Consider the following 25,179-nt stretch of genomic DNA (forward strand, 5'->3'; position numbering starts at 1 on the left):
GCCCCTACCCGACCATCGTCAACGCCTGGTCCAGCGCCTGGAGAAAACGGTTGGTCGTCGTCCGGTCCCGCACCGCGAGCCGCAGCCAGCCCGGCCCGAGCCCGGGGAACGTGTCGCCCCGCCGGGCCGCGAAGCCCAGCCTGCGCAGCTGCTCGCGGACCTCGGCGCCGCGACGCACATGGACGAGGACGAAGGGGGCCTCGGCCGCCTCCACCACCCGTACCTCGTCGAACTCCGCCAAGCCCGCCAGCAGATGGGCACGCTCCACGGCGATCAGCGCGGCCGCCCGCGTGGCCTCCTTCAGCGCCGCCGCGTCCATGCAGGCCTCCGCCGCGGCCAGGGCCGGTGTCGACACCGGCCACAGCGGCTGTGCCCGCTCCAGCGCCGCGATCGTCTCCGGCTCGGCCAGCACATAGCCGATCCGCAGGCCCGCCAGCCCCCAGGTCTTGGTGAGGCTGCGCAGCACGACCAGCCCGGGGACGTCCGTACGGTCCGCCAGGCTCTCGGCCTCGTCCGGCACGGCGTCCATGAACGCCTCGTCCACCACCAGCAGCCGGCCCGGACGTGCCAGCCGCTCGACGGCGGCGGCCGGGTGGAGGACGGACGTGGGATTGGTCGGATTGCCGACCATCACCAGATCCGCCGCGTCCGGCACCGCGGCGGGATCGAGCCGGAAGCCGTCCTCCTCGCGCAGCAGCAGCCGCGCCACCCGGTGGCCCGCGTCCCGCAGAGCCGCCTCCGGCTCGGTGAACTGCGGGTGCACCACCAGTGGATGACGCAGCGTCAGGGCACGGGCCAGCAGCACGAACGCCTCGGCCGCGCCCGCCGTCAGCAGCACCCGCTCCACCGGGAGACCGTGCCGGGCGGCCACGGCGGCGCGGGCCGCGCGGCCGTCCGGATAGGCCGCGAGGCCCGTCAGCGAGCCGGCTATGCGCTCGCGCAGCCACGGCGGCGGAGTGCCCGTCCGCACATTGACCGCGAGATCGGTCAGACCCGACGCCGCGTCCCGCACCTCCGCGTCACCGTGATGACGCAGATCGTGTCCGTCAGTGTGCGTGTGCATGGCTGCTGTGGTGATGGCCGTGGTGATGTCCGTCGTCGTCCGGATGGAAGTGCGGCTGCTGCGGCATCCCCACCTTGTCCTCGAACCCCGGCAGCGCGATGCGGTACACGCAGGTGTCGCAGTTCATCCGGATGTCGCCGGCGACCGCCTCGCGGTAGCGCTCCATCACCAGGTCGAGCAACTCCTCGGTGGGGCCCACGACATCGGCCGAGAACACCTCCACCTCCGGGTGCGCCTCCGCCCAGCCCTGCGTCTGCGCGCGCACCCGCTCCGGCAGGATGCCGGTGAACAGGAAGTACGGCAGCACGACGATGCGGCGCGCGCCCAGCAGGACACAGCGGTCGAGCCCGCTCGGCACGTCGGGCGCGGCGAGCGAGACGAAGGCCGTCTCCACGCCGGCGTAGCCGCGGCCCTCCCACAGCAGTCGCGCCGCCTTCAGCACCTCGGCGTTGGCGTCCGGGTCGGTCGAACCCCGGCCCACCAGCAGGACGGTGACATCGGCGCGGTCGCCCGGGGTGCGGGAGGCCCCGCCGAGCGCCTCGTCGAGCCGCCGCTCCAGCACCCGCAGCAGCGAGGGGTGCGGGCCGAGCGGGCGGCCGTAGGTGTACGAGATGCCGGGGTGCCGCTCCTTCTCGCGGGACAGTGCGGCCGGGATGTCGCCCTTGGCGTGCCCGGCCGACACCAGCATGAGCGGCACCGCCGCGAAGCGTTTCACGCCCCGCTCCACCAGTTCGGTGACGGCTTCGCCGAGCGGCGGCGGGGACAGCTCGATGAAGCCGCCGGCGACGGGGAGTTCGGGGTGCCGGCGGCCCAGCTCCCGTACGAAGTCCCGGAATGCCTCGGCCCCCGCTTCGTCACGGGTGCCGTGGCCGGCGATCAGCAGTGCGGGCGGGGTGGTCACGCGTTCTCCTCGGTGTGGGGGTGGTACAGCAGGGCGTTCAGCGCCGCCGCGGCGACGGCGCTGCCGCCTTTCTCGGACACATTGCTCACGGCCGGCAGCCCGCTCTCGCGCAGCGCGGCCTTGGATTCGACGGCCCCGACGAAGCCGACGGGCAGACCGATGACGAGCGCCGGCTCGGCGTCGAGCACCAGCAGCTCTTCCAGTGCGGTGGGAGCGCACCCGACGACCCAGACGGCGCCCGGGCCGACCTGCTCGTACGCGAGACGTACGGCGTGGGCGGATCGGGTGAGCCCGGGACCGGCGGTGGCGTCCCTCAGCCGGCAGACGGTCTCGCGGCGGGTGATCCCGGCGGCGACCATCTCCACATCGGTGACGACGGGGGCGCCCGCGTGCAGGGCGGCGTGCGCCGCCGTCAACGAGGCCTCGTCGCAGACGAGATCGGCCGCGTAGTCCAGATCGGCGGCCGAGTGCACGACACGCTCCACGACGGCACGGGTCAGCGGCGGGAAGACACTCGTGTCCAGACGCGCCCGCAGCCGCCGGAACGACTCCTGCTCGATGGGGTGAACGACGCGGTTCACAGGGCGGCTCCGGGATGCGGCGTGGGACGTGGGGAAGGGGTGGTGCGCCGGGTCATGACTGCCACCGGTAGCCACGGGGGGTCACCATGCGGCCCGCGATGTCCCGGGTGGCCGTGTTGCCGACCGTCACGACCGTCATCATGTCCACCGTCGCCGGATCCACTCCGGCGAGGGTCGTCATGCGGCTGGATTCGTCCGGCCGGGACGCGTTGCGCACGACGCCGACCGGGGTGTCCGGCGCCCGGTGCTCGGCGAGGATGGCCAGTGCCTTCGGCAACTGCCAGTCCCGGCCGCGGCTGCGCGGGTTGTAGAAGGTCACGATGATGTCCGCCTCGGCGGCCGCGCGCACACGCCGCTCGATGACCTCCCACGGGGTGTGCAGGTCCGAGAGGCTGATCGACACATGGTCGTGGCCCAGCGGCGCGCCCAGGATGGAGGCCGCGGCCAGCGCCGCCGTCACACCGGGCACCCCGACGACGTCGATGTCGTCCGACGCCTCGGCGAGCGCGGGGGAGGCCATCGCGTACACCCCCGCGTCGCCGCTGCCGATCAGCGCGACCGCATGACCGGCGCACGCCTCGGCGACGGCGGTGCGCGCCCGTTCCTCCTCCGCGCCCAGCCCCGATGCGAGGATGCGGGTGCCGGGCCGGAGCAGGTCGCGGATCTGGTCGACGTACTGGTCGAGACCGACGAGCACGGAGGCGCGCCGCAGTTCGGCGGCCGCCCGCGGGGTGAGCAGATCGCGGGCGCCGGGGCCGAGCCCGACGACGGCGAGGCGGCCGCGCGGCCGCCTGCGGACCACCGCGCAGGTCGCCATCGCGGCCCGCTCCTTCGGGCTCGACTTCCGCTTGGGCACCAGGAGTTGGCCGCCGCCCGCGAGCGCCGAGGCCTCCGCCACCGACGGCGTGCCCACCGCGGCGAGCGGCGCCTCGGAAGGGTTCGGCACGTCGATGTCGGCGAGGCGTTCGGCCGCGTGGGTCACCAGTGGTACGCCGAAGTGCCCGGCGGCCGCCACGATGCCCGGCTCCGACGCCTTCGCGTCCACCGTCGCCAGTTCGCCGATGCTCAGCGCGGACAGGCCGACATCGCGCAGCGTCTCCTCGATCAAACCGATGATCTCCTCCGCGGGCGCCCCGGAGGACGCGCCGACCCCGACGGTCAGCGACGGCGGCCGCAGGACCGCGTCGCCGGCGCCGATGCCGATGACCCGGTCCGTGACATGCAGTACCGCGCTGCCGCCGGCCGCGGGCCCCACATGCGCGGGCAGCGGCGGCAGCGGCCACACCACGTCCGCCCGCAGCTCCACCGGGTCGCCGTCCAGCACCGCGCGGGTCACGGACGCCACCGCGCCCTCGACGGGCCAGCCGAGCGTGTCGAGGCCCGGCACCCCCGTCGCGTCCGTCGCGGTCGTCACCACCGGCTCGCAGCCGAGGACGTCCGCCACCTGCTCCGCAAGGAGGTTGGCGCCGCCGCCGTGCCCGCCCAGCAGCGACACCGCGTACCGCTGCCCCTCGTCGACGCACACCACACCCGGGTCCGCCGCCTTGCCCGCGAGCAGCGGGGCGACCAGCCGGACCACCGCGCCCGTCGCGAGGAAGCACACCAGCTGCCCGCACTCCGCGAACGCGCGCTCCACGGCGTCGCGCACCGGGCCTTCGTACACCCGGGTGCGGCCGGGCCAGGCGGCGGCGAGCCGGTCGCGGGCGACGGCGCCCGCCGCCGTCGCGGAGATCAGGCCGATCACTGAACTGCTCCTTCGGTAGGCGCTTGTACGGGGCGGTCGCCCCACAGCAGGAAGACCGGATTCGCGGCCGCCAGCCGCGTCACGTCACCCGGCAGCGGCGCCAGCCGTGCCGAGTTCAGCAGAACGCCGTCCGCGGTGAAACCCGCCGCGGTCAGGGCGCCGCGCACCGCGGGCACCCGGTCCAGCGCCGCCAGCGCGACCACCACGGTGCGCCGGGCCCGCCGGGCCGAGGCCGCGACGACGGCGGGCAGGTCGGCGCCGCCACCGCCGATGAACACCGCGTCCGGGTCAGGCAGTTGGGAGAGCACGGTGGGCGCCGACCCGTGCACCGCGCGGACGTCCACGCCGTGCGAGAACGCGTTGGCCCGGATCCGTCCGACCCCGTCCGCGGTCTTCTCCACCGCCACCACCGCCGCGCCGAACCGGGCGCACTCCACGGCCACCGAGCCCGAGCCGGCGCCGATGTCCCAGACGAGATCGCCGATACGCGGCCCGAGCCGGGCCAGCGCGAGGGCCCGCACCTCGAACTTGGTGATCATCGAGTCGCGGTGTGCGAACGCGCTCTCGTCCAGCGCCCATCGGGACGGCCCGAGGTGCCGCCCGGCGATCGTCCGCTGACCGGCGGCGACCGACCGGGACTCGTCCAGGCACAGCACCACGCTCACCGCGTCCCACTCGCGCTCCGCGGCCTGCGCCGGAGTGAGCCGCTCGACACGCTCGTGCTCCGGGTCGCCGAGCGCCGACGCCACCACGAGCACACGGTCGGCGGACCGGTACGCCAACTCGGCGCCCAGCTCCGCCGGCCCGGCTCCCGGCCCGGTCAGCACCGCCGTCTTGGGGTGCGCACGGCACACGTTGACCGCGGTCCGCAGATCACGGCCGTGCGCGCTGACGACGACCGCGTCGTCCCACGGCAGCCCGGCCCGGGCGAACGCGACCGCCACCGACGCGGCCCCGGGCCGCACGTCCAGGGCGTCCGCGCCGAAGCGTTCGGCCAGCACCCGGACGATCCCGAAGAACCCCGGATCGCCGGAGGCGAGCACCACGACGCGCGCCGCACCGTCCGCCCGGGCCTTCTCGATCGCGTCGAGCGCCGGCCCGAGCGGCCCCATCGCCACCTGCTCGGCGGCGGCCGGCACTCGGGCCGCCGTCAGATGCCGCCGTGCGCCGACCACCAGGGTCGCCGCGTCGAGCGCCTCGGCGTCCCGGACGGAGGGCGGCGCGCCGGTCCCGGTGCCGATGACCGTGATCACGGGGTGGCGCCCTGTGCGCGCAGCGCCTTGCGGGCGGCGGGGTCGGCCTTGCGGAATCCGTGGAAGTGGCCCGGGTGGTACAGATGCGAGCGGGTCCCCGAGGCGGAGAGCGCCGGGCCGACCAGGAACAGCGTGTGCTTCCAGAGCTTGTGCTCCTTGACCGTCTCCTCCAGCGTGCCGAGGGTGCAGCGCAGGATCAGCTCCTCGGGCCAGGTCGCCTGGTACGCGATCACCACCGGCGTACTCGTCGGGTAGCCGCCTTCGAGGAGCTCCTGCGTCAACTGGCCCGAGCGGGCCGCGGACAGGAACAGCGCCATTGTCGTGCCGTGCCGGGCGAACTCCCGTACCTCCTCGCCCTCCGGCATCGGCGTCTTCCCGCCCCCGAGCCGCGTCAGGATCACCGACTGCGCGACCTCCGGGATCGTCAGCTCGCGCTGCGCGATCGCGGCGACCGCCGAGAACGAGGAGACGCCCGGCACGATCTCCACCTCGATGCCCAGCTCCACACAGCGGTCGAGCTGCTCCTGGGTGCCGCCCCACAGGGCGGGGTCGCCGGAGTGGATACGGGCGACCTTCAGGTCCTCGTCGTGCGCCCGCCGGTAGACCGCCACGACGTCCTCCAGGGACAGCGCAGCGGAGTCGAGGATCTCGGCGCCCTCGCGTGCGTGGTCGAGCACTTCGGCCTGCACGAGGCTCGCCGCCCAGATCACGATGTCGGCGTCGGCGATGGCACGCGCGGCGCGGAACGTCAGCAGATCGGCGGCACCGGGGCCGGCGCCGACGAAGGTCACCTTGCCGTGGAGGGCGGCATCGGCCATGAGCGGGGGTCCTCTCGGGTCAATCGGGTGATTGCGACGGATCGCAATCCGGGATGTGCGAAGAAGGCGGTCAATCCGCTAGCAAGGGCGCATGGCGGTGTTCGTCGCGCTCGGCGCGTTCCTGATGACGCTGTTCGGCGGCTGGACGGCGCAACGCGTCACCGACCGCCGCCACCTCGTGCTGGGCCTCGCCGGAGGGCTGATGCTCGGCGTGGTCGGCCTTGACCTGCTGCCGGAGGCCCTGGAGGCGGCGGGGCACGAGGTGTTCGGCGTACCGCAGGCGCTGCTGCTGTTCGTCGGCGGCTTCCTCACGGCCCACCTGGTGGAGCGTCTGCTGGCGAGCCGGCAGGCGGCGCACGGGGCGGACGAGCGGGAGAAGGTGCCGCAGGTGGGGCTGACGGCCGCGGCGGCGCTGGTGGGCCACAGTCTGCTCGACGGTGTCGCGATCGGCGCGGCGTTCCAGGTCGGCGGGGCGATGGGCACCACGGTGGCGCTCGCCGTCATCGCCCACGACTTCGCGGACGGCTTCAACACGTACACGATCACCAGCCTGTACGGGAACACCCGGGCCAAGGCGGTGGCGATGCTCTTCGCCGGAGCGCTCGCGCCCGTCGTCGGCGCGGCGTCGACCCTGCTGTTCACCCTTCCGGTGGAACTTCTCGGCAGCTATCTCGGGTTCTTCGGCGGCGCCCTGCTCTACCTCGCCGCCGCCGAGATCCTCCCCGAGGCACACCACACCCACCCGGCCAGGTCGACCCTGCTGTGCACGGCCGCGGGGGTCGGCTTCATCTGGCTGGTGGTCGGCATCGCCGAGTGAACAGGTGCGCGTACGCGTCGGATGCGGGGTCACAACTTGCCGCCCCGGGCGCCGTCCCGCGGTGCGGGAGCGATGAGCGTCGACAGATACGGCAGCGGCCCCTCCGTCAGCTCGGACGCCTGCCGGATCGACTCCTCCGGCAGCCCGAGCGCCGACCCCCACACCGCTCCCTCGGTCCGGCCCGTCTCCCGCAGGGCGGTCGCCACCTCTGCGGCGAGCCGCCCGAACTTGTACGCCACGACCGTCCCCGGCCCGTCCAGCGCGTCCTTGAGCACGGCGGCGCCCGCGGTGACCGGCACCAGGGTCAGCGGCTCCGTGCCCTCGGTCAGCACCGCTCCGCTGCGGGCCGCCAGATCCTGCATCGCCGTGATGCCGGGCACGGTCTCCACGGCCGTACCGGGGACGAGTTCGCCGATGGTGTGCGCGAGATAGGTGAACGTCGAGTACACGTTGGGGTCACCGATGGTCGCGAACGCCACGCTGCCGCCGTCCCGCAGCAGTTCGGCGACGTGCGCGCCGGCCGCGTCCCACGCGGCCTCGCGCCGGGCCCGGTCGGTGCGCTCGTTGAGCGCGAAGACGATACGTACGACCTTGGCGGCGTCGACGTAGTGCAGCACGGTCGCCTCGGCCCGTCCCCGCTCGCCCGTCTCCATGACGGGCACGACGACGACATCGGCCTCCCGCAGGACGCGCACGCCCTTGACGGTCACCAACTCCGGGTCACCGGGCCCGACTCCGACCCCGATCAGCCTGCTCATCGTGTACACCTCTCGACAAATCGACGGGCGATCCCGGGCTCGGCGGCCCAGTGCGTGTGCAGATAGCTCGCGTGCACGCCCTGCTGGACGAATCCTTCGAGCCGCCGCTCCGGCCGGTGCATCCCCCAGGCGGCGACGGGCCCGGCGCCCGGTTCGACGACGGTGCGGTGGAACTCGTGCCCGCGCAGCCGTGTCCCGGCGACGGCCAGAGCGCTGTCGCTCACGGCGACGGCGTCGCGGTACCCGAGGGTCAGCGCCGCGCCCATCCGCGCTTCCGCGTCCAGGACACCGCACATCTTCTGCCCGTCGAGGGAGCGCGCGAGATACAGCAGCCCCGCGCATTCGGCGGCGACGGGCGCACCGGAGCGCGCCAGTTCGCCGACGGCCTGACGCAGCGGCTCGTTGGCGCTGAGCTCGGGCGCGTACACCTCGGGGAACCCGCCGCCGATGACGAGCCCGTCGGTCCCGTGGGGGAGCCGTGTGTCCCGCAGCGGGTCGAAGACGACGACGTCGGCGCCGGCGGCGGTGAGGAGTTCGGCGTGCTCGGTGTACGAGAAGGTGAAGGCCGGGCCGCCCGCGACGGCGACGACGGGTCGCCTGCGCCGGGGCTGTTCCCCGTCCCGCCCCTTTCCTTCGCCGTGGGCTCCGCTCCCGGACCCCCGCGCCTCGATCGTCCGCGGGCCCGGTGCATCCAGCCCGTCCGGCGATGGAGGAGACGGCCGGAGGCCGGACGCGGTCCACGGCTCACCCCCGAGGTCCGACGCACCGCGTGCCAGCGCGAGCAGCGCGGCCAGGTCGCAGCCGCGCCGTACCAGCTCACCCATCGCGGCCACCGCGGCGACCGCGTCCCCCCGCCGTTCGGCCACCGGCACCAGCCCCAGATGCCGGGACGGCGTCTCCACGGGAGCCGCCCGCCGCAGCACGCCGAGCACCGGCACCCCGACCTCCTCGACGGCCTCCCGCAGCAGCGCCTCGTGCCGGTCCGAGCCGACCTTGTTGAGGATCACGCCCCCGATCCGCACCTCCGGGTCCCAGCTCACGAACCCGTGCACCAGCGCGGCCACCGACCGCGACTGCGAGGAGGCGTCGACCACGAGCACCACCGGCGCCCGCAGCAGCTTGGCGATCTGCGCGGTCGACGCCAGTTCGCCGGCGCCGGCGGCTCCGTCGTACAGGCCCATCACACCCTCGACGACGGCGACGTCCGCCCCTGCCGCGCCGTGCGCGAACAGCGGTGCCATCAGCTCCGGCCCGCACAGATAGGCATCCAGATTGCGGCCCGGGCGGCCCGTCGCGAGCGCGTGATAGCCCGGGTCGATGTAGTCGGGGCCCACCTTGTGTCCGGACACCGTGAGGCCCGTCGCCGCGAGGGCCGCCATCAGGCCCGTCGCGACGGTGGTCTTGCCGCTGCCCGACGAGGGGGCCGCGACGACGAGACGTGCTACCACTCGATGCCCCGCTGCCCCTTCTGGCCGGCGTCCATCGGGTGCTTCACCTTCGACATGTCGGTCACCAGGTCGGCGAAGTCCATCAGTTCCGCAGGGGCGTTGCGACCGGTGATCACCACGTGCTGACCACCGGGTCGGTCCCGCAGCACCGAGATCACCTCGTCGGTGTCCACCCAGCCCCAGTGCATCGGGTAGGCGAACTCGTCGAGGACGTACAGCCGGTACGTCTCGGCCGCCAGGTCGCGCTTGACCTGCTCCCAGCCCTCGCGCGCCGCCTCCTCGTTGTTGAGCTGTTTGTCGCGCTGCACCCACGACCAGCCCTCGCCCATCTTGTGCCAGTCCACGCTGCCGCCCTCGCCGGACGCCCCCAGCACCTTCAGCGCGTTCTCCTCGCCGACCTTCCACTTCGCCGACTTGACGAACTGGAACACCCCGATGGGCCACCCCTGGTTCCAGGCACGCAGCGCGAGCCCGAACGCGGCCGTCGACTTGCCCTTGCCGATGCCCGTGTGGACGACGACGAGGGGACGGTTGCGGCGCTGGCGGGTGGTGAGCCCGTCGTCCGGTACGACGGACGGCTGTCCCTGCGGCATTACGCGGCCCTCCTGGCGGTCTGGACGTCCTTCACGAGCCCGGCGATGGCGTCGGCCCGCAGCTCGTCGAGCGTGACGGCGGTGCCGCCGAGGTCCCCGGCGAGCGAGCGTGCGAGCCCGAGCCGCACGGGACCCGACTCGCAGTCGACGACGATCGACGCCGTCCCCTCGGCCGCGTGCAGCCGCGCGGCCCGCGAGGCGAGCGCCACCGGCTCGACCCCGCCCGTGGCCCGGCCGTCGGTCACCACGACCAGCAGCGGCCGGCGCGAGGGATCGCGCAGCCGCTCCACCCGCAGCACGTGCTGCGCCTTGAGCAGTCCGGCCGCCAGCGGCGTCCGGCCGCCCGTCGGCAGCAGATCGAGCCGGGCTGCGGCCGCGTCCACCGACGAGGTCGGCGGCAGGGCCACCTCCGCGTCCTTGCCGCGGAAGGTGACCAGACCGACCTTGTCCCGCCGCTGGTAGGCGTCCAGCAGCAGCGACAGCACCGCGCCCTTGACCGCGGTCATCCGCTGCCGCGCCGCCATCGACCCCGAAGCGTCGACCACGAACAGGACGAGGTTGCCCTCGCGTCCCTCCCGGGTCGCCTGCCGCAGATCGTCGCGGCGGACCACCAGACCGCGACCGCTGCGCCCCCGTGCCCGCTGGTGCGGGGCCGCGGCCTGCACCGTCGCCGCCAGATGCAGCTTGGTGAGGGCGCCACGGGGCCGCCGGGCGCCGGTCGTCCGGCCGTGCTCGGTCCGGGCGCGCGACCTGCGGCCCGCCGCGCCCTCGCCGATCCCGGGCACGCTCAACGCCTTGGTACGGAACGGCTCCCCGGCGTGGACCGGCTGCTGCTCGCCGCCGCCCGACGACCGGGGCCGGCCCTCCTCGGCCTGCTCCTCGCGCGCGGGTGAGTCCTCCGACGATGCGTCCCCCGGCGACGGCGCGTCGTCGGGCCCGTCCTGCGGAGGCCGGCCACCGCCCCCTCCGTCCGGGTCGGGATCGGGGTCGTCGTCCTCGCCCCGCTCGGCCTCGCTCCGGTCGTCGCCGCCGAACTCCTGGAGCGTGTCGTCGAGTTTGTCCTCGTCGAGACCGGGCGCGTCGAACGGATTGCGCCGCCGCCGGTGGGGGAGTGCCAGCAGAGCGGCCTGCCGTACGTCCTCCGCCAGGACGTCGGTGCGCCCGGCCCAGGCGGCCAGCGCGGTCGCCGTGCGGGCCATCACGATGTCGGCGCGCATACCGTCCACCTCGAACGCCGCGCAGGTGGCCGCGATCTGCCGCAGCGCCGCGTCTCCGAGACGGACCGAGGGCAGGAGCGCCCGCGCGGCCACGATCCGGGCACGCAGCGAGGTCTCCTCGTCGGCCCACCGTGCCGCGAAGCCGGCCGGATCGTCGTCGTACGCCAGGCGCCGACGCACCACCTCGACACGCTGGTCCGGCTCGCGCGACGCGGCGACCTCGACGGTGAGCCCGAAGCGGTCCAGCAACTGCGGCCGCAGCTCGCCCTCTTCGGGGTTCATGGTCCCGACGAGCAGGAAGCGCGCGGCGTGCCGCACCGAGACGCCCTCGCGCTCGACGTACGAGGCACCCATCGCCGCCGCGTCCAGCAGCAGATCGACCAAGTGGTCGTGCAGCAGGTTGACTTCGTCGACGTAGAGAATGCCGCGATGCGCGTCCGCGAGGAGGCCGGGCTCGAAGGCCTTCACGCCCTCGGCAAGCGCCCGCTCGATGTCGAGCGCGCCGACGAGCCGGTCCTCGGACGCCCCGACGGGCAGTTCGACCATCCTGGCCGGCCGGGATCCGGCGCCGCCCGCCTCGTGCGGCCCGTCCGGGCACGCCGGGTCGGGGGCCGCAGGATCGCAGGAGAACCGGCACCCGGAGACGACGTCCACCTCGGGCATCAGGGCGGACAGGGCGCGTACCGCGGTGGACTTGGCGGTGCCCTTCTCGCCCCGCACCAGCACGCCGCCGACCTGCGGGGACACCGCGTTGAGCAGCAGCGCCAGACGCAGGTCGTCCTGCCCGACCACGGCGGTGAAGGGGAACGGGGTACTCATACAAGCTCCTCGGTGGTCTTCGGCCTCGACGGAGGTGCGGTGTCAGGGGCGGTGGCGCAGCCGTTCACTCGTCGCCCTCCAACTGGCCCTCGAGCTCCAGGTACGTCGCGCGCAGCCGCTCCAGCGTCTCCGCGTCCGGCTCCGCCCACAGCCCGCGCTCGGCCGCCTCCAGCAGCCGCTCCGAGATCCCGCGCAGCGCCCAGGGGTTGGACTTCTGCATGAACTCGCGGTTCTCCGGGTCGAAGACGTACTCCGCCGACAACTTCTCGTACATCCAGTCGTCGACGACCCCGGCCGTGGCGTCGTACCCGAACAGGTAGTCCACCGTCGCGGCCATCTCGAAGGCGCCCTTGTAGCCATGGCGCCGCATCGCCGCCATCCAGCGCGGGTTGACCACCCGCGCCCGGAACACGCGGTGCGTCTCCTCGCCCAGCGTCCGGGTCTTCACCTGGTCCGGGGTGGCCGAGTCGCCGACGTACGCCTCGGGCGAGGTGCCCGTCAGATGGCGCACCATCGCCACCATGCCGCCGTGGTACTGGAAGTAGTCGTCCGCGTCGACGAGGTCGTGCTCGCGGGTGTCGACGTTCTTCGCGGCGACCGCGATCCGGCGGAACGCGGTCTCCATGTCACCGCGCGCCGCACGGCCGTCGAGCTCGCGCCCGTAGGCGTAGCCGCCCCACACCGCGTACACCTCGGCCAGGTCGGCGTCGCTGCGCCAGTTGCGCGCGTCGATCAGGGGCAGCAGACCCGCGCCGTACGCGCCCGGCTTCGAGCCGAAGATACGAGCGGTCGCGCGCCGCCGGTCGCCGTGCGCGGCCGTGTCCTCGTCGGCGTGCGCCCGTACGAAGTTGGCCTCGGCCGGCTCGTCGAGCTCGGCCACCGTCCGCACCGCGTCGTCGATGAGCCCCACCACGTGCGGGAACGCGTCCCGGAAGAAGCCGGAGATGCGCACGGTCACATCGATGCGCGGCCGGCCCAGCTCTTCGAGCGGCACGACGTCGAAGCCGGTCACTCGGCGGGAGGCGTCGTCCCACACCGGGCGGCAGCCCAGCAGCGCGAGGATCTCGGCGATGTCGTCGCCCTGGGTGCGCATCGCGGACGTGCCCCAGACCGTCAGGCCGACGGACCGCGGGTAGTCGCCGGTGTCCGCCAGATAGCGGGCCACCAGCGAGTCGGCGAGCGACTGGCCGACCTCCCAGGACAGCCGCGAGGGGATGGCCTTGGGGTCGACCGAGTAGAAGTTCCGCCCCGTCGGCAGCACATTGACCAGGCCGCGCGTCGGGGAGCCGGACGGGCCCGCCGGGACATAGCCGCCGTTCAGCGCCCGCAGGATGTTGCCGATCTCGTCCGTCGTCCGGGCGAGCCGCGGCACGACCTCCGTACAGGCGAACCCCAGTACGGCCACCGCCTCGGGCAGTTCGGTGCCCAGCACCTCGCGCACCAGCCCGGCGGCGTCCGCGATCTCCCAGCCGCGCGCCTCCATGCCCTCCGCGAGCCGCCGGCACAGCTGCTCCAGCAGGTCGATCGCGTCCGCGCCCGTCCTGGCCGGTCCCTCGACCAGCTCGGTGAGCTCGACGGGCACCTTCACGGGCGCGCCGGGCTCGCCCAGCAGTTCCTTCTCCACCAGCCCGAAGTGCTCGGCGATGGCGGCCCGCAGCCCTGGCAGGGCGTTGGCGTTGCCGCCCCACACCTGGGAGGCGCGCAGCACGGCCAGGACGAGGTTGACCCGCGCCTCCGCCTCGGGGCCGCCGCCCAGGATGTGCAGGCCGTCGCGGATCTGGACGTCCTTGATCTCGCACAGATAGCCGTCGATGTGCATGACGAACGAGTCGAAGTCGTCGTCGCCGGGCTGCTCGTCGACATGCAGGTCGTGGTGCAGCTCGGCGGCCTTCACCAGCGTCCAGATCTGCGCCCGTACCGCCGGGGCCTTCGTCGGGTCGAGATCGCTGACGAGCGCGTACTCGTCGAGCAGCTGCTCCAGTTTGGCCAGGTCGCCGTAGGTGTCGGCGCGCGCCATCGGCGGCACCAGATGGTCCACGACGGTCGCGTGACCGCGGCGCTTGGCCTGGGTGCCCTCGCCGGGGTCGTTGACGATGAAGGGGTAGACGAGCGGCAGTTCACCGAGCACCGCGTCGGGGCCGCAGCCCGCGGAGAGCCCCAGCCCCTTGCCCGGCAGCCACTCCATGGTGCCGTGCTTGCCCATGTGCACGACCGCGTCGGCGCCGAACGACTCCTCCAGCCACCGGTAGGCCGCCATGTAGTGGTGCGAGGGCGGCATGTCCGGGTCGTGGTAGATCGCGATCGGGTTCTCGCCGAAGCCGCGCGGCGGCTGGATCATCACGACGACGTTCCCGAACTGCAGGGACGCCAGCACGATGTCGTCGCCGTCCACGTACAGCGAGCCGGGCGGCTCGCCCCAGTGCTCCAGCATGCTCTCGCGCAGCGAGGGCTCCAGTTTGTCGAACCAGCTGCGGTAGTCCGCGAGCGGCACCCGCGCCGGGGCGGCGGCCAGCTGCTCCTCGGTCAGCCACTCCACGTCGTGGCCACCGGCGTTGATGAGCCGGTGGATCAGCTCGTCCCCGTTGTCGGGGTGGCCGTCGACCCGGTAGCCGGCGTCCTTGAGGGCGTCCAGGACCCGCACCGCGGAGGCGGGCGTGTCGAGGCCGACGGCGTTGCCGACCCGGGAGTGCTTCGTCGGATAGGCGGTGAAGACGACCGCGAGCTTCTTCTCGGCGTTCGGCTTGTGCTTCAACCGCGCGTGGCGCACGGCGATTCCGGCGACCCGCGCGGCCCGCTCGGGGTCGGCGACGTACACCGGTACGTCGTCGGGCCCCTGCTCCTTGAAGGAGAACGGCACGGTGATGAGCCGGCCGTCGAACTCGGGGATCGCCACCTGCATCGCGGCGTCCATCGGGGACAGGGCCGCGTCCGACTCCTCCCAGGCGGCGCGGGACGAGGTCAGGCACAGTCCCTGGAGCACGGGAACGTCGAGGTCGGCGAGCGCCCCGATGTCCCAGGCCTCGTCGTCCCCGCCCGCACTGGCGTCACTGGCGCGCGTGCCGCCGGCCGCGAGCACGGTCGCGACCAGGGCGTCCGCGCGGCCGAGCAGTTCGTACAGCTCCGCGTCCGCCCCCCGCAGTGAACCGCAGTACACGGGCAGCGCGTTGGCGCCGCGCGCCTCGATCCGGTCGCAGAGCGTGTCGACGAAACCGGTGTTCCCGGACAGTTCGTGGGCGCGGTAGAAGAGCACGCCGACCGTCGGCCTGCCCTCGACGAGAGCGCGGTCGCCGTGCAGACCCCACTCGGGCATCTTCCGCGGCTCGGCGCTGTGCCTGCCCGATGTGTCCGTGGCGCGGCCCTGACCGGCCGGCAGCACGTCCTCCGTCAGGAAACGGGCCAGCTGGACGAGGTTCGCGGGACCGCCCTCGACGAGATACCGCAGAGCCTCCGCGACCGTCCCCGCGTGCACGGTCGACTCGGCCATCAACTCCGCGTCGGGCACGCTCTCGCCGCCCAGCAGCACGGTCGGCAGGCCGGACGCCTTGAGCGCCGCGAGCCCGTCCTCCCAGGCACGCCGGCCGCCCAGCAGCCGTACGACGACGACGGAGACGCCCTCCAGCAGGGCGGGCAGCTCCTCGGCCACGTCGATACGGGTCGGGTTCCCGATCCGGTACGGCGCGCCGGATGCCCGGGCCGCCAGCAGGTCCGTGTCGGCGGTGGACAGCAACAGCACGGTGGTCTCGGTGCTCATGGCGCTCCAGGTGCGATGAAGGGAAGTCCTGCCGGTGCGCCCGACTCGATGAGGTGGAGCAGCGCACCCGTGTCCGTGTGTTCCTCGATCAGATCGCCGAGGCGGTCGAGCTGTTCCTCGCGCAGCGCGGCGAAGCAGGTGTCCGGTGCGGGGACGAAGCGGCGCCCCGCCTCCCGGGCCACTTCGCGCAGGAAGGCACGGCGGAAGCCGTCGCTCTCCAGCGAGCCGTGCCAGTGGGTGCCCCGGACCGCGCCGACCCGGCAGCCGTCCAGGAAGGCGTCGCCGCCGAGTACGTCGGCGACGCCGTGGTGGATCTCGTAGCCCTCGACCGGCTCGCCCAGTGCCTCGCCGACCGGGCGGGCGAGGGTCTTCTCGGCCGCGAACCGCACCCGGACGGGCAGCAGTCCGAGCCCGTCGACGGCTCCGGCACGCGACTCGACCTCGTCGTCGATGTGCTCGGCGAGCATCTGGAAGCCGCCGCAGATGCCCAGCACCGGCCGGCCCTCGGCGGCCCGCCGTACGAGGGCGTCCGCGAGCCCCCGTTGTCTGAGCCAGTCCAGCGCCCTGACCGTGCCCCGGGTGCCCGGCACGATCACCAGGTCGGCGTCGACGAGTTCCTCCGCGCGGTCCACGAACCGCACGACGACGCCCGGTTCGGCCGCCAGCGCGTCGACGTCGGTGAAGTTGGACATCAGCGGTACGGCGCAGACCGCGACGCGCAGCACGTCCTCGCCGACGGGCGGGGCGAGCACCGACTCCCGCACCGTGCCGCGCATCGAGACCCGCAGCCCGTCCTCCTCGTCGATGCCGAGCCCGTGCGCGTAGGGCAGAACGCCGTACGTCCGCCGTCCGGTGAGGCCGTGCAGCATGTCGAGACCGGGCTCCAGCAGGGACACGTCCCCGCGGAACTTGTTGACCAGATAGCCCGCGATCAGCTCCTGGTCGGCCGCGCTCAGCAGTGCCGTCGTACCGAAGAAGGAGGCGAACACCCCACCGCGGTCGATGTCCCCGACCACCAGCACCGGAAGCCGTGCGGCCCGGGCGATGCCCATGTTCACGATGTCCGTACGCCGCAGATTGATCTCGGCCGGACTGCCCGCCCCCTCGCAGATCACGGCTTCATACGTGCCCCGCAGCTCCTCCAGGCACTCCACGACGGTGCCGAGGAGGGCCTCCTGCCGGCCCCCGTGGTAGCCGCGGGCGCTGAGCTCGCCGACCGGCTTGCCCATCAGCACGACCTGGCTGGAGCGGTCGCTGCCCGGCTTGAGCAGGACCGGGTTCATCAGGGCGCTCGGCTCCACCCGCGCGGCCTGCGCCTGCATGGCCTGCGCGCGGCCGATCTCGGCGCCCTCACGGGTCACGAACGAGTTGAGGGACATGTTCTGCCCCTTGAAGGGGGCGACCTTCACGCCCTGTCGTACGAGCCACCGGCAGATCCCGGCCGTGACGACGCTCTTGCCCGCGTCGGACGTGGTGCCCGCGACCAGCAGCCCGCCGCCCTTGCGCCGGCTCATCCCCGCCTCCTTCGTGCGCGCCGGGCGCGCAGTGCGTGACCCGTGACGCGGCCCGCGGCGCAGACCGCCAGCGTCAGAAAGCCGATGCGGCGGGAGAGCCGCACGGCGCGTTCGATGTCGCCGAACTCCACGGCACGCCCTTCGGCGTTGAGGACCGGCCGGTGCTCGACCCGCCCGCCGTACGAGAGCGTTCCGCCGAGCCGGACACCGAGCGCCCCCGCGAACGAGGCCTCCACGGGCCCGGCGTTGGGACTGGGGTGCCGGCCCGCGTCGGCCCGCCAGGCGCGGACGGCCCCCCGGCCGTCCGCGCCCGCGAGCGCCGCGAGTCCGGCCGTGAGCCGGGCCCCGGGCCAGCCGGCCACATCGTCCAGCCGTGCCGAGGCCCAGCCGAACTTCCGGTACCGGGGCGAGAGATGCCCGACCATCGCGTCCAGGGTGTTGACCGCCCGGAAGCCCACCAGACCGGGCACGCCCGCCACGGCACCCCACACCAGGGCGCCGACCACGGCGTCGGAGGTGTTCTCGGCGACGGACTCGACGACGGCCCGCGCGATCTGCTGCTCGTCCAGGCTCTGCGGATCGCGGCCGCACAGATGCGGCAGCCGCTCCCGGGCGAGCTCCGCATCACCGGCGGCGAGCGCCCCGCCGATGGCCCGGGCCTCGCGCCCCAGCGATGTGCCCCCGACGACCGACCAGGTGGCGGCCGCGGTCAGGGCGACGGACGCGGCGGAACTGCCCCGCGCGCCGCGCGCGACGAGGGCCGCGGCGGCGGCCGCACCCCCGGCGCACAGCAGGGAGTGCAGCGCACCCCAGCCGCGGTGGTCACGCCACAACACACGCTCGACGGCCCCGGCGGCCCGCCCGAACGCGGCGACCGGATGTCCCCGGCGGGGATCACCGAGAAGCAGGTCGCAGGTCAGGCCGGCGATGGAGCCGTACACGAACACTCGGTCGGCACGCATGGGTTCAGGCCGGGATCTCGCCTCGGTGCAACCGTGAACTCAGGGCCGTACTCACAGCAGGAACGGAACCGCAGCCGGGCATGGCGATATGTCCTCACTCAGGGTGTCCGCGCCCTGGTTCGACGTGAACGGCGGTGAGAGTTCCTGGCTTCCGGGGACTGCTCCCCGGTGACAGTGGCGGGACCGCGCCGGATTTGCACCGGCTTCCTCTGCTGCCGCCGTAGATGGCCCCGGCAGTCCACCATGCCGCCCGAACGGCGTCAACTTGCCTTTGACCTGCGACGGGACAGTGTGCTGAGCCCCACACCCGAAAGCCGGGCCGGTCACCCCAAAGGGTGCCCGGCCCGGCTCTCGATGCGCGTGTTGACGCTGTGGCGTCAGCTGACGATGAGGTAGATCCCGTACGTCACCGCTGCCGCGCAGAGCGCGAAGCACACATAGGCGCCGGTGCGTGCCAGGACCGCCGAGCCTCCCTGCGCGGACGCCGATTCCTGCTTGCTCAGTCCCACCACGCCCAGGGTGAACAGACCCACCAGGGCCACGGTGGCGACGAGGCTCACGCCGAAGACGGAGCCGAGAGCTGCCCAGTCGATGCTCATGCTGTTTCTGTCCTTACACCGCGGCCGTGCGGGCCGGCTCGGATTCGGGGGCCGGAGCCGGGATGGTCGTCTGGATGTCCTGGGCCGGGGCCGGGGTGCCGGCCGGCGGCGGGGTGACGGCCGCGATGGCGGCGGTCACGACACCCGCGGGCTCGCCGTCCACGCTCGTGTCGTTGACGTTGGTGTGGTCGACCACCTGACGGCGGGAGACCAGCCAGATCGCGGCGCAGGAGCCGATCAGGAAGACCACGACGGCTGCCACGCCCCAGTCGCCCTGACGTGTGACGAGCTCCGAGCCCGCCGCCACCAGTGCGGCCGCCGGCAGGGTCAGACCCCAGGCGACGAACATCCGGGTGGCGGTGGACCAGCGGACCACGCCGCCCTTGCGGCCGAGGCCCGCGCCCATCACCGCGCCGGAGCAGGAGTGCGTGGTCGACAGCGAGAAGCCGAGGTTGGAGGAGGCGAGGATGACGCTGGCCGCGCTGGTCTGGGCGGCGAAGCCCTGCTGCGGCTGGAGGTCGGTGAGGCCCTTGCCCATGGTGCGGATGATGCGCCAGCCGCCCAGGTAGGTGCCGAGCGCGATCGCGATACCGGCGGAGAGGATGACCCACATCGGGGGGTTGGACCCGGGGGAGAGGACGCCACCGGCGACCAGGGCCAGCGTGATGATGCCCATCGTCTTCTGGGCGTCGTTGGTGCCGTGGGCCAGCGAGACGAGGCCCGCCGAGGCGATCTGACCGGCGCGGTAGCCCTTGGCGGTGGTCTTCTCGTCGGTGTTCCGGTTGATCCTGTAGGTCAGCCGGGAGGCGAGGTAGGCGGCGATGCCCGCGACCAGGGGCGCCGCGATCGCGGGGATCAGCACCTTGGTGACGACGGTGCCGCCGTTGACGCCGCTGACGCCGACCGAGGCGATCGTGGCGCCGACCAGTCCGCCCATCAGGGCGTGCGAGGAGCTGGAGGGCAGGCCGATCAGCCAGGTGAGCAGATTCCAGAGGATGGCGCCGACGAGCGCCGCGAAGATGACTTCTGGGGTGATGCCTGACTCGGTGACGATGCCGCTGGAGATCGTCTTGGCGACCTCCACGGACAGGAACGCGCCGACGAGGTTGAGCACGGCGGACATGGCCACCGCGGTCTTGGGCTTCAGGGCTCCGGTCGAGATGGTCGTCGCCATCGCATTGGCGGTGTCGTGGAAACCGTTCGTGAAATCGAACACGAGAGCCGTCACGATCACGATCGCGAGCAGCAGCGTGATGTGTTCCATTTACCCAGGCAATCTATGGACGTCAGTGGCCAGTGGAACCTAGGAAACCTGAGTGAACGGAAGATGAACTGGGACGGGCTTTGTGGTGTCTCCAAGTGAGGGTCTGTGACTCCGCTTTCGGTCGGTGCCGCAAACAGGCCTCTCCGCGGCTCCGATCTTCGATTCCGTGATCTGCGTCACGCCCGGCCTCTCTGCCCCCGCGGCGGCCTGGCAGGATCGCCGCATGACCGATGCGGAGCGGCAGGAGACCATCGACCGGGCATGGCGCGACCTCGTGGCCACGGCCCGCAGGACGGCGGCGGAAGGCCTGGTCGTCGGCACATCGGGCAATGTCTCGGTACGGGCCGGCGACCTCGTCCTGGTCACCCCGAGCGGAGTGCCCTACGACCGGCTCACCCCCGAGGACACCGTCGCCGTCGACCTCGACGGCCACCAGGTGCTCGGCGACCTCAAGCCCACCAGCGAGCTGCCGCTGCATCTGGAGGTCTACCGAGGCACCCCGGCGAGGGCCGTGGTGCACACCCACGCCGTGCACGCCACGGCCGTCTCCACCCTCGTCCCCACGCTGCCGCCGATCCACTACATGACGGCGGCGCTGGGCGGACCCGTACGCGTCGCCCCCTACGCCCTCTACGGCTCGGACGAGCTGGCCGCGGCCATGCGGGCGGCCCTGGAGGACCGCACGGCCTGCCTGCTCCAGAACCACGGCACCGTCGCCTACGGCGACACCCTCGACCAGGCGTACGACCGCACCGCCCAGCTGGAGTGGATGTGCCGGCTCTGGCTGACCGCGTCCTCGGTGCCCGGCCGCACTCCCACCCTGCTCTCCGGCGCCCAGCTGGCCGAGGTCGGGGAGAAACTCCGGGGCTACGGCCAGGGCCGCTGACACCGGTGGCGTCCGTCCACTGGCAGGGCGGCCCGCCGGTACCGACACTGGAGCAGTGCGCCCGGCTACAGCGACGGCAGCGGCCGTCACCACTCTGATAGGTGCCGGCGCGGCCGCGTTCGCGGCCGGCCGCTACGCCAGCGACGCCGCGCTCAAGGCGCCGCCCGGCCGCCCGCTGCCCGGAGAGCCGAAGCTCACCGTGCACGCCGTGGCCGCCGGCCGGGTCACGCTCACGCGCAGCCTGGCCTCGCGGCGCCCCGGCAGATACGGGCTCGTCGGCCCCGGCATCCACGCCATCGTCGGCCCGGTGCTGGACGACGTGCCGCATGCGGCCGACACGCTCGTGCGCCGTCTGGAGCGCGTCGTCCTCGGCACCCTCGGTCCGGGCACCCGGGTCCGGATGACGCCGCAGCTGTACCACGGCAGTCCGCGGGAGGCGCTCGACATCGACTGCTCCGAGGTCAGCATCCCCGGCGAACTCGGCCCGCTGCCCGCCTGGTTCGTGCCGGGCATCCGCGGCACCTGGGTGATCGCCGTGCACGGTCTCGGCACCACCCGCGAACACCCCCTGAATCTGCTGCCGTTCCTCCGGAGCCAGCGCTGCCCGGTGCTCGGGCTCGGCTACCGCGGTGACCCCGACGCGCCCAGGTCCCCCGACGGCCTCAACCACCTCGGCGACTCGGAATGGCGCGACCTCGACGCCGCCATCCGCTTCGCCGTACGCCACGGCGCCGACCAGATCGTCGTCCACGGCTGGTCCACCGGTGCCTCCATGGCCCTGTACGCAGCCGCCAACTCCGGTCTGCGCGACCGGATCAGCGGCCTCGTCCTCGACTCACCGGTCCTCGACTGGGAAGCCACCCTGCGCGGTCTGGCCTCCGCCCGCCGCACCCCCGCCGTCCTGCTGCCCCTGGCCGTCCGGGCCGCGCAGGGCAGGACGGGCCTGTACGGCGACCGGCTGCGGGACGTCGCCGACCCCGGCGCCCTGACGGCGCCCACCCTGATCTTCCACGGCCCCGACGACACGCTCGCGCCCTGGCAGCGCTCCCGCGACCTCGCGGCCGCCCGCCCCGATCTGGTCAGCCTCCAGACGGTCCGCGAGGCCCCTCACGCGGCCATGTGGAACGCCGGCCCGGCCCACTACGAAGAGGCGCTGCGCCGCTTCCTCACCCCCCTTCTGTAGGCGGCCCACCAGGTTCCGTTTGGGCTTTCGGGCATACAGCGGGAACACTGCTCCCTGTGACGTCCCGAAAGCCTGATGAGCAATTGGCGCGCAACTCCAGACTCCGTCTTGTCCGCCCGCGGTCACTGGCCGCCGCACGACGGGCCGTGACGACCCGGCGCACCCGGCCGGCACCGAGGCCCCCCGAGGGCACACCCCCGCCCGCGGAGCTCGCCCGTCAGGCGCGGGCGGTCCTCGCGGACGCCGTCCGCATCGCCCGCTGGGCGGCCGTCGAAAGGGACCCCAGCACCGCTCCGCTCGCCGACCGGGCGCAGGAACGGGCCGCCGCCGCACTGGAGTTGACACCGCTCCAGGTCCGCACCGGCTGGGACCGGGCCCGTCTCGCCGGTCTGGTCGAACTGCACGGCGACACCGCACGCCCCGGCTGGCGTCTGCGCGCCTGGGACCGCGACGACATGGCCGTACTGCGGGGCTGGGTCGCCCTCTTCGACGCCTGGTCGCTGATCCACCCGGCCCCCGCCGACGTCGCCCCCACCGCGGTGGCCGAGGTCGTCGAGGCCGTGCCCCAACTGCTCTCGCTCCTCCAGCTCTCCGCCGGCCCGGTCCTGGTGCCCGCGCTGCTCGACCTGCTGGAGCAGCGCGTCGCCGAACTGCGCGAGGAGCGCTGCGAGGTGCCGTACGGCCTTCAGGAGCAGCCCGTCCCCGCCGCCTCGGACGCCCCGCTGCCTCCGCTGCTCGACTGGGCCCTGGAGGGTCTGTCCGCCGTCGGCGCCCTGACGCTCGACGCGGGCAGCTCCGCGACGCTCACCCCGCTCGGCAACTGGGCGGTGTGGGTCAAGCTCGAACAGATCTGTGTCGCCGCCCAGAGCCCCGCCGGCAACATCGAGCAGTCGGCCGAGGACATGCTCCGCGGCTGCGCCCGTCTCACCCCGGGTCCGGCCCGCGCCGAGTACCGCGCCTGGCTGGCCGCCCGTACGGTCTCCAGCGCCGTCGCCGAACTGCTCGGCGTCGCCCGCGGCGAGGACGCCCTGCTGCGCGGACTCGCCTTCGAGGCGCTGCGCGTCGTCGGCGCCCCCGCCGAGGGCGAGGTCCGTGCCGCCGCGCACGAGCCCTCCCTGCGCCCCTACGCGCTGCTGTGGCTCGCGGAGTACGACGGGGCCGACCCCGAGGACGCCGCCGAGGTCCTCACCCGGGAGGAAGCCACCTGGCTCTGGGTGGACACCGCGGCGGCCGTCGCCGACCACGGTGAGCCCCAACTCCTGCTGCGCCACCTCGACTCGGCGGTCCAGGGCACCGTCCCTGCGCTCCTGGACGAGGTCCGGGCCGGCGGCCACCCCCGCACGGTCCAGGTCCTGGTCGCACTCGCGGCCGCGCATCCGGACCCGGCACTCGCCAAGGCCGTGCGCAGGGCCGCGTTCCAGGTGCACACCGGCGGCGCCTGAGGGCTGTCCCGTCATCCCCGGAGGGGCCGGACCCGGCTCCTCCGGTTATGCCGTCCCCGGTGCGTATGTGCCGAAGCTCCACACATTGCCCTCGATGTCGCGCGCCATGTAGTCCCGCGCCCCGTAGTCCTGATCGGTCGGCGGCATCACCACGTCCACCCCGTGCTCCACGGCCTTGCCGTGGTGCGCGTCGACATCGTCGACATGGACGAAGACACCCGCGGGCCCGGCGTCCGTCATCAGCTTGGCGAACTCGCCGCCGGTGCCCTTGCTGCCCAGCATCACCATGCCGTTGCCGTACATCAGCTCGGCATGGACCACCCGGCCGTCCTCGTCCTCGTACACCGCGTGCTCGGTGAAGCCGAAGGCCTCGGTGAGCTGCTTGATCGCGGCCTTGGCGTCCGCATAGACCAGGGTCGGACTGATGCTCGGTGACTGTGCCATTCCGATCACTCCTTCATGCTCGACGGTGGGGATGTGATCTGGGTCTCAGTCTGGCACCGGCCACCGACAACGCCCGGAGCCCCGCCAGGGCCGTCAGGCGAAGGTGTTGCAGCGCGCCATGTCGCCGGTCCGGTAGCCCGTGTAGAACCACTGCTGGCGCTGCGCCGCCGAGCCGTGCGTCCAGGACTCGGGGGTGACGCGGCCCTGGAACCTCTCCTGGATCCGGTCGTCGCCGACCGCGGCCGCCGCGTCCAGGCCGTCCCTGATGTCGGCGTCCGTCAGCGTCGTCAGCAGCGGCCTGCCGGTCCGCTCGTCGGGAGTGGTCGTGGCGTGGTGCGCCCAGACGCCCGCGTAGCAGTCGGCCTGGAGCTCCACCCGCACCGCGTTGCTGTTCGCGCCCTGCCGGCTGTCCTGGGCGCGCTGGAGGGTGCCCATCAGGTTCTGCACATGGTGGCCGTACTCATGGGCGACCACATAGGCCTGGGCGAACGGTCCGCCGGTCGACCCGAACTTCGTCCGCAGATCGTCGAAGAAGCCGAGATCCAGATAGACCTGCCGGTCGGCGGGGCAGTAGAAGGGCCCCACCGCCGCGGTCGCGGCCCCGCAGGCGGTGCCCACCTGCCCGGCGAACATCACGGTGCGGGCGTCGCTGTAGCGCCCCTGCCGTCGCGGGAACTCCGCACGCCAGTAGTCCTGCACGCTGTTGACCACAGCGACGATCCGGCAGTCCTCGCGGGTGTTGGCGTCCGACCCCCGCCGGCACGCCTGATCGACCTCGGCCTGGGTGGAGGCCGTCGGGGCCGGGGCGGTGTCGCCCGAGGAGAGGCCGAGCTGTTCGGGTCCGACGCCGAAGAACAGTCCGAGGATCAGCGCGATGAGTCCCGCGATGCCGCCGCCGATGGTCGCCCTGCCGCCGGGGACACGGCTGCCCCGCACGTCCCGGACCTCGGACGTGTCCAGATCGGCGTCGTCGTCGAACTGCATGAGCCACCACCCTCGGCTGCGCGGGCGTGGCGCCGGCCCGCCGCCGGCGCCACCTGGCGCCGAGTATTGATCATTCCGTGGCGACTCGCCCCTTTTGCCGCGATCGCGTCCGCGTGGGCCCGGCCGGGCCTCCCCGGG

The 25,179-nt window shown here is 73.5% G+C and carries 21 protein-coding genes and 1 riboswitch; of the genes, 4 read left to right on the forward strand and 17 right to left on the reverse strand.

Annotated elements, in window-relative coordinates; genetic code table 11:
- Positions 1-4: 4 nt before the first annotated feature.
- The 6 genes from cobC to cobM are packed head-to-tail and all read right to left on the reverse strand — an operon-like array spanning position 5 to position 6,360.
- Positions 5-1,063 carry an Rv2231c family pyridoxal phosphate-dependent protein CobC gene (gene cobC / locus RPQ07_RS28595; protein WP_313947087.1) on the reverse strand — a complete coding sequence of 353 codons (1,059 nt, stop codon included), beginning with the start codon at positions 1,061-1,063 and terminating at the stop codon, positions 5-7.
- Positions 1,047-1,964, reverse strand: a complete 918-nt coding sequence (locus RPQ07_RS28600) for a sirohydrochlorin chelatase (RefSeq protein WP_313947088.1) — start codon at positions 1,962-1,964, stop codon at positions 1,047-1,049. Before RPQ07_RS28600 ends, cobC begins: the two co-directional genes overlap by 17 nt.
- The gene (locus RPQ07_RS28605; protein ID WP_313947089.1) at positions 1,961-2,545 is read right to left on the reverse strand and encodes a precorrin-8X methylmutase; all 585 of its coding nucleotides are present in this window, start codon (positions 2,543-2,545) and stop codon (positions 1,961-1,963) included. The genes RPQ07_RS28600 and RPQ07_RS28605 overlap by 4 nt, the downstream gene beginning before the upstream one ends.
- 52 nt (positions 2,546-2,597) lie before the next feature.
- Positions 2,598-4,289, reverse strand: a complete 1,692-nt coding sequence (gene cobJ / locus RPQ07_RS28610) for a precorrin-3B C(17)-methyltransferase (RefSeq protein ID WP_313947090.1) — start codon at positions 4,287-4,289, stop codon at positions 2,598-2,600.
- Positions 4,286-5,542, reverse strand: coding sequence for a precorrin-6y C5,15-methyltransferase (decarboxylating) subunit CbiE (gene cbiE / locus RPQ07_RS28615; RefSeq protein WP_313947091.1), 1,257 nt, complete (start codon positions 5,540-5,542; stop codon positions 4,286-4,288). Before cbiE ends, cobJ begins: the two co-directional genes overlap by 4 nt.
- Entirely contained in the window at positions 5,539-6,360 is an 822-nt protein-coding gene (gene cobM / locus RPQ07_RS28620) for a precorrin-4 C(11)-methyltransferase (RefSeq protein ID WP_313947092.1), read from the reverse strand. The genes cbiE and cobM overlap by 4 nt, the downstream gene beginning before the upstream one ends.
- Positions 6,361-6,451: 91 nt before the next feature.
- On the opposite strand from cobM, the gene RPQ07_RS28625 reads away from it, so the two are divergent.
- The gene (locus RPQ07_RS28625) at positions 6,452-7,177 is read left to right on the forward strand and encodes a ZIP family metal transporter (RefSeq protein ID WP_313947093.1); all 726 of its coding nucleotides are present in this window, start codon (positions 6,452-6,454) and stop codon (positions 7,175-7,177) included.
- Positions 7,178-7,206: 29 nt separating this feature from the next.
- On the opposite strand, the gene cobI is transcribed toward RPQ07_RS28625, so the two are convergent.
- From cobI to RPQ07_RS28670, 9 genes are all read right to left on the reverse strand, one after another.
- Positions 7,207-7,935 (reverse strand): precorrin-2 C(20)-methyltransferase, encoded by a 729-nt coding sequence (gene cobI, locus RPQ07_RS28630; RefSeq protein WP_313947094.1) that lies wholly within the window; start codon positions 7,933-7,935, stop codon positions 7,207-7,209.
- Positions 7,932-9,383 carry a cobyrinate a,c-diamide synthase gene (locus tag RPQ07_RS28635; protein ID WP_313947095.1) on the reverse strand — a complete coding sequence of 484 codons (1,452 nt, stop codon included), beginning with the start codon at positions 9,381-9,383 and terminating at the stop codon, positions 7,932-7,934. The genes cobI and RPQ07_RS28635 overlap by 4 nt, the downstream gene beginning before the upstream one ends.
- The gene (cobO, locus tag RPQ07_RS28640; RefSeq protein WP_313947096.1) at positions 9,377-9,976 is read right to left on the reverse strand and encodes a cob(I)yrinic acid a,c-diamide adenosyltransferase; all 600 of its coding nucleotides are present in this window, start codon (positions 9,974-9,976) and stop codon (positions 9,377-9,379) included. Before cobO ends, RPQ07_RS28635 begins: the two co-directional genes overlap by 7 nt.
- Positions 9,976-12,012, reverse strand: a complete 2,037-nt coding sequence (locus RPQ07_RS28645; protein WP_313947097.1) for a putative cobaltochelatase — start codon at positions 12,010-12,012, stop codon at positions 9,976-9,978. Before RPQ07_RS28645 ends, cobO begins: the two co-directional genes overlap by 1 nt.
- Before the next feature lie 64 nt (positions 12,013-12,076).
- Positions 12,077-15,763 (reverse strand): cobaltochelatase subunit CobN, encoded by a 3,687-nt coding sequence (gene cobN, locus RPQ07_RS28650; RefSeq protein WP_313947098.1) that lies wholly within the window; start codon positions 15,761-15,763, stop codon positions 12,077-12,079.
- Complete coding sequence (locus RPQ07_RS28655) at positions 15,760-17,277, reverse strand: cobyric acid synthase (protein ID WP_313947099.1); 1,518 nt, start codon at positions 17,275-17,277, stop codon at positions 15,760-15,762. Before RPQ07_RS28655 ends, cobN begins: the two co-directional genes overlap by 4 nt.
- Positions 17,274-18,239, reverse strand: coding sequence for a cobalamin biosynthesis protein (locus RPQ07_RS28660; protein ID WP_313947100.1), 966 nt, complete (start codon positions 18,237-18,239; stop codon positions 17,274-17,276). The genes RPQ07_RS28655 and RPQ07_RS28660 overlap by 4 nt, the downstream gene beginning before the upstream one ends.
- A 117-nt stretch (positions 18,240-18,356) precedes the next feature.
- Positions 18,357-18,498: riboswitch (cobalamin riboswitch) on the reverse strand.
- A 118-nt stretch (positions 18,499-18,616) separates the two neighbouring features.
- Positions 18,617-18,838 carry a hypothetical protein gene (locus tag RPQ07_RS28665; RefSeq protein WP_313947101.1) on the reverse strand — a complete coding sequence of 74 codons (222 nt, stop codon included), beginning with the start codon at positions 18,836-18,838 and terminating at the stop codon, positions 18,617-18,619.
- Between the two features lie 13 nt (positions 18,839-18,851).
- On the reverse strand, positions 18,852-20,102 hold the full coding sequence (locus RPQ07_RS28670) for an anion permease (protein WP_313947102.1): 1,251 nt from the start codon (positions 20,100-20,102) through the stop codon (positions 18,852-18,854).
- Positions 20,103-20,325: 223 nt separating this feature from the next.
- Between RPQ07_RS28670 and RPQ07_RS28675 the strand changes: the two genes are divergently transcribed.
- The 3 genes from RPQ07_RS28675 to RPQ07_RS28685 all read left to right on the forward strand — a co-directional run bounded on the left by RPQ07_RS28675 (position 20,326) and on the right by RPQ07_RS28685 (position 23,613).
- Positions 20,326-20,988, forward strand: coding sequence for a class II aldolase/adducin family protein (locus RPQ07_RS28675; RefSeq protein ID WP_313947103.1), 663 nt, complete (start codon positions 20,326-20,328; stop codon positions 20,986-20,988).
- Positions 20,989-21,043: 55 nt separating this feature from the next.
- Entirely contained in the window at positions 21,044-22,171 is a 1,128-nt protein-coding gene (locus RPQ07_RS28680) for an alpha/beta hydrolase family protein (RefSeq protein WP_313947104.1), read from the forward strand.
- A 146-nt stretch (positions 22,172-22,317) separates the two neighbouring features.
- On the forward strand, positions 22,318-23,613 hold the full coding sequence (locus tag RPQ07_RS28685; RefSeq protein ID WP_313947105.1) for a hypothetical protein: 1,296 nt from the start codon (positions 22,318-22,320) through the stop codon (positions 23,611-23,613).
- A 45-nt stretch (positions 23,614-23,658) separates the two neighbouring features.
- Here RPQ07_RS28685 and RPQ07_RS28690 read toward each other — a convergent pair whose 3' ends face one another.
- Together RPQ07_RS28690 and RPQ07_RS28695 are read right to left on the reverse strand one after the other, a co-directional pair.
- A complete protein-coding gene (locus tag RPQ07_RS28690; protein WP_313947106.1) occupies positions 23,659-24,057 on the reverse strand; it encodes a VOC family protein in 399 nt (132 codons plus the stop codon).
- 93 nt (positions 24,058-24,150) lie between these two features.
- Entirely contained in the window at positions 24,151-25,041 is an 891-nt protein-coding gene (locus RPQ07_RS28695) for a neutral zinc metallopeptidase (RefSeq protein WP_313947107.1), read from the reverse strand.
- Positions 25,042-25,179: the final 138 nt, after the last annotated feature.

The organism is Streptomyces sp. AM8-1-1 (assembly GCF_032229325.1).
Classification (GTDB): Bacteria; Actinomycetota; Actinomycetes; order Streptomycetales; family Streptomycetaceae; genus Streptomyces; species Streptomyces achmelvichensis.

Coding starts and splice junctions, on each gene's coding strand:
- cobC (WP_313947087.1), bottom strand. CDS start 1,063: ATGCACACGCACACTGACGGACACGATCTGCGTCATCACGGTGACGCG.
- cobM (WP_313947092.1), bottom strand. CDS start 6,360: ATGGCCGATGCCGCCCTCCACGGCAAGGTGACCTTCGTCGGCGCCGGC.
- RPQ07_RS28625 (WP_313947093.1), top strand. CDS start 6,452: ATGGCGGTGTTCGTCGCGCTCGGCGCGTTCCTGATGACGCTGTTCGGC.
- cobI (WP_313947094.1), bottom strand. CDS start 7,935: ATGAGCAGGCTGATCGGGGTCGGAGTCGGGCCCGGTGACCCGGAGTTG.
- cobO (WP_313947096.1), bottom strand. CDS start 9,976: ATGCCGCAGGGACAGCCGTCCGTCGTACCGGACGACGGGCTCACCACC.
- RPQ07_RS28645 (WP_313947097.1), bottom strand. CDS start 12,012: ATGAGTACCCCGTTCCCCTTCACCGCCGTGGTCGGGCAGGACGACCTG.
- cobN (WP_313947098.1), bottom strand. CDS start 15,763: ATGAGCACCGAGACCACCGTGCTGTTGCTGTCCACCGCCGACACGGAC.
- RPQ07_RS28655 (WP_313947099.1), bottom strand. CDS start 17,277: ATGAGCCGGCGCAAGGGCGGCGGGCTGCTGGTCGCGGGCACCACGTCC.
- RPQ07_RS28660 (WP_313947100.1), bottom strand. CDS start 18,239: ATGCGTGCCGACCGAGTGTTCGTGTACGGCTCCATCGCCGGCCTGACC.
- RPQ07_RS28665 (WP_313947101.1), bottom strand. CDS start 18,838: ATGAGCATCGACTGGGCAGCTCTCGGCTCCGTCTTCGGCGTGAGCCTC.
- RPQ07_RS28670 (WP_313947102.1), bottom strand. CDS start 20,102: ATGGAACACATCACGCTGCTGCTCGCGATCGTGATCGTGACGGCTCTC.
- RPQ07_RS28675 (WP_313947103.1), top strand. CDS start 20,326: ATGACCGATGCGGAGCGGCAGGAGACCATCGACCGGGCATGGCGCGAC.
- RPQ07_RS28690 (WP_313947106.1), bottom strand. CDS start 24,057: ATGGCACAGTCACCGAGCATCAGTCCGACCCTGGTCTATGCGGACGCC.
- RPQ07_RS28695 (WP_313947107.1), bottom strand. CDS start 25,041: ATGCAGTTCGACGACGACGCCGATCTGGACACGTCCGAGGTCCGGGAC.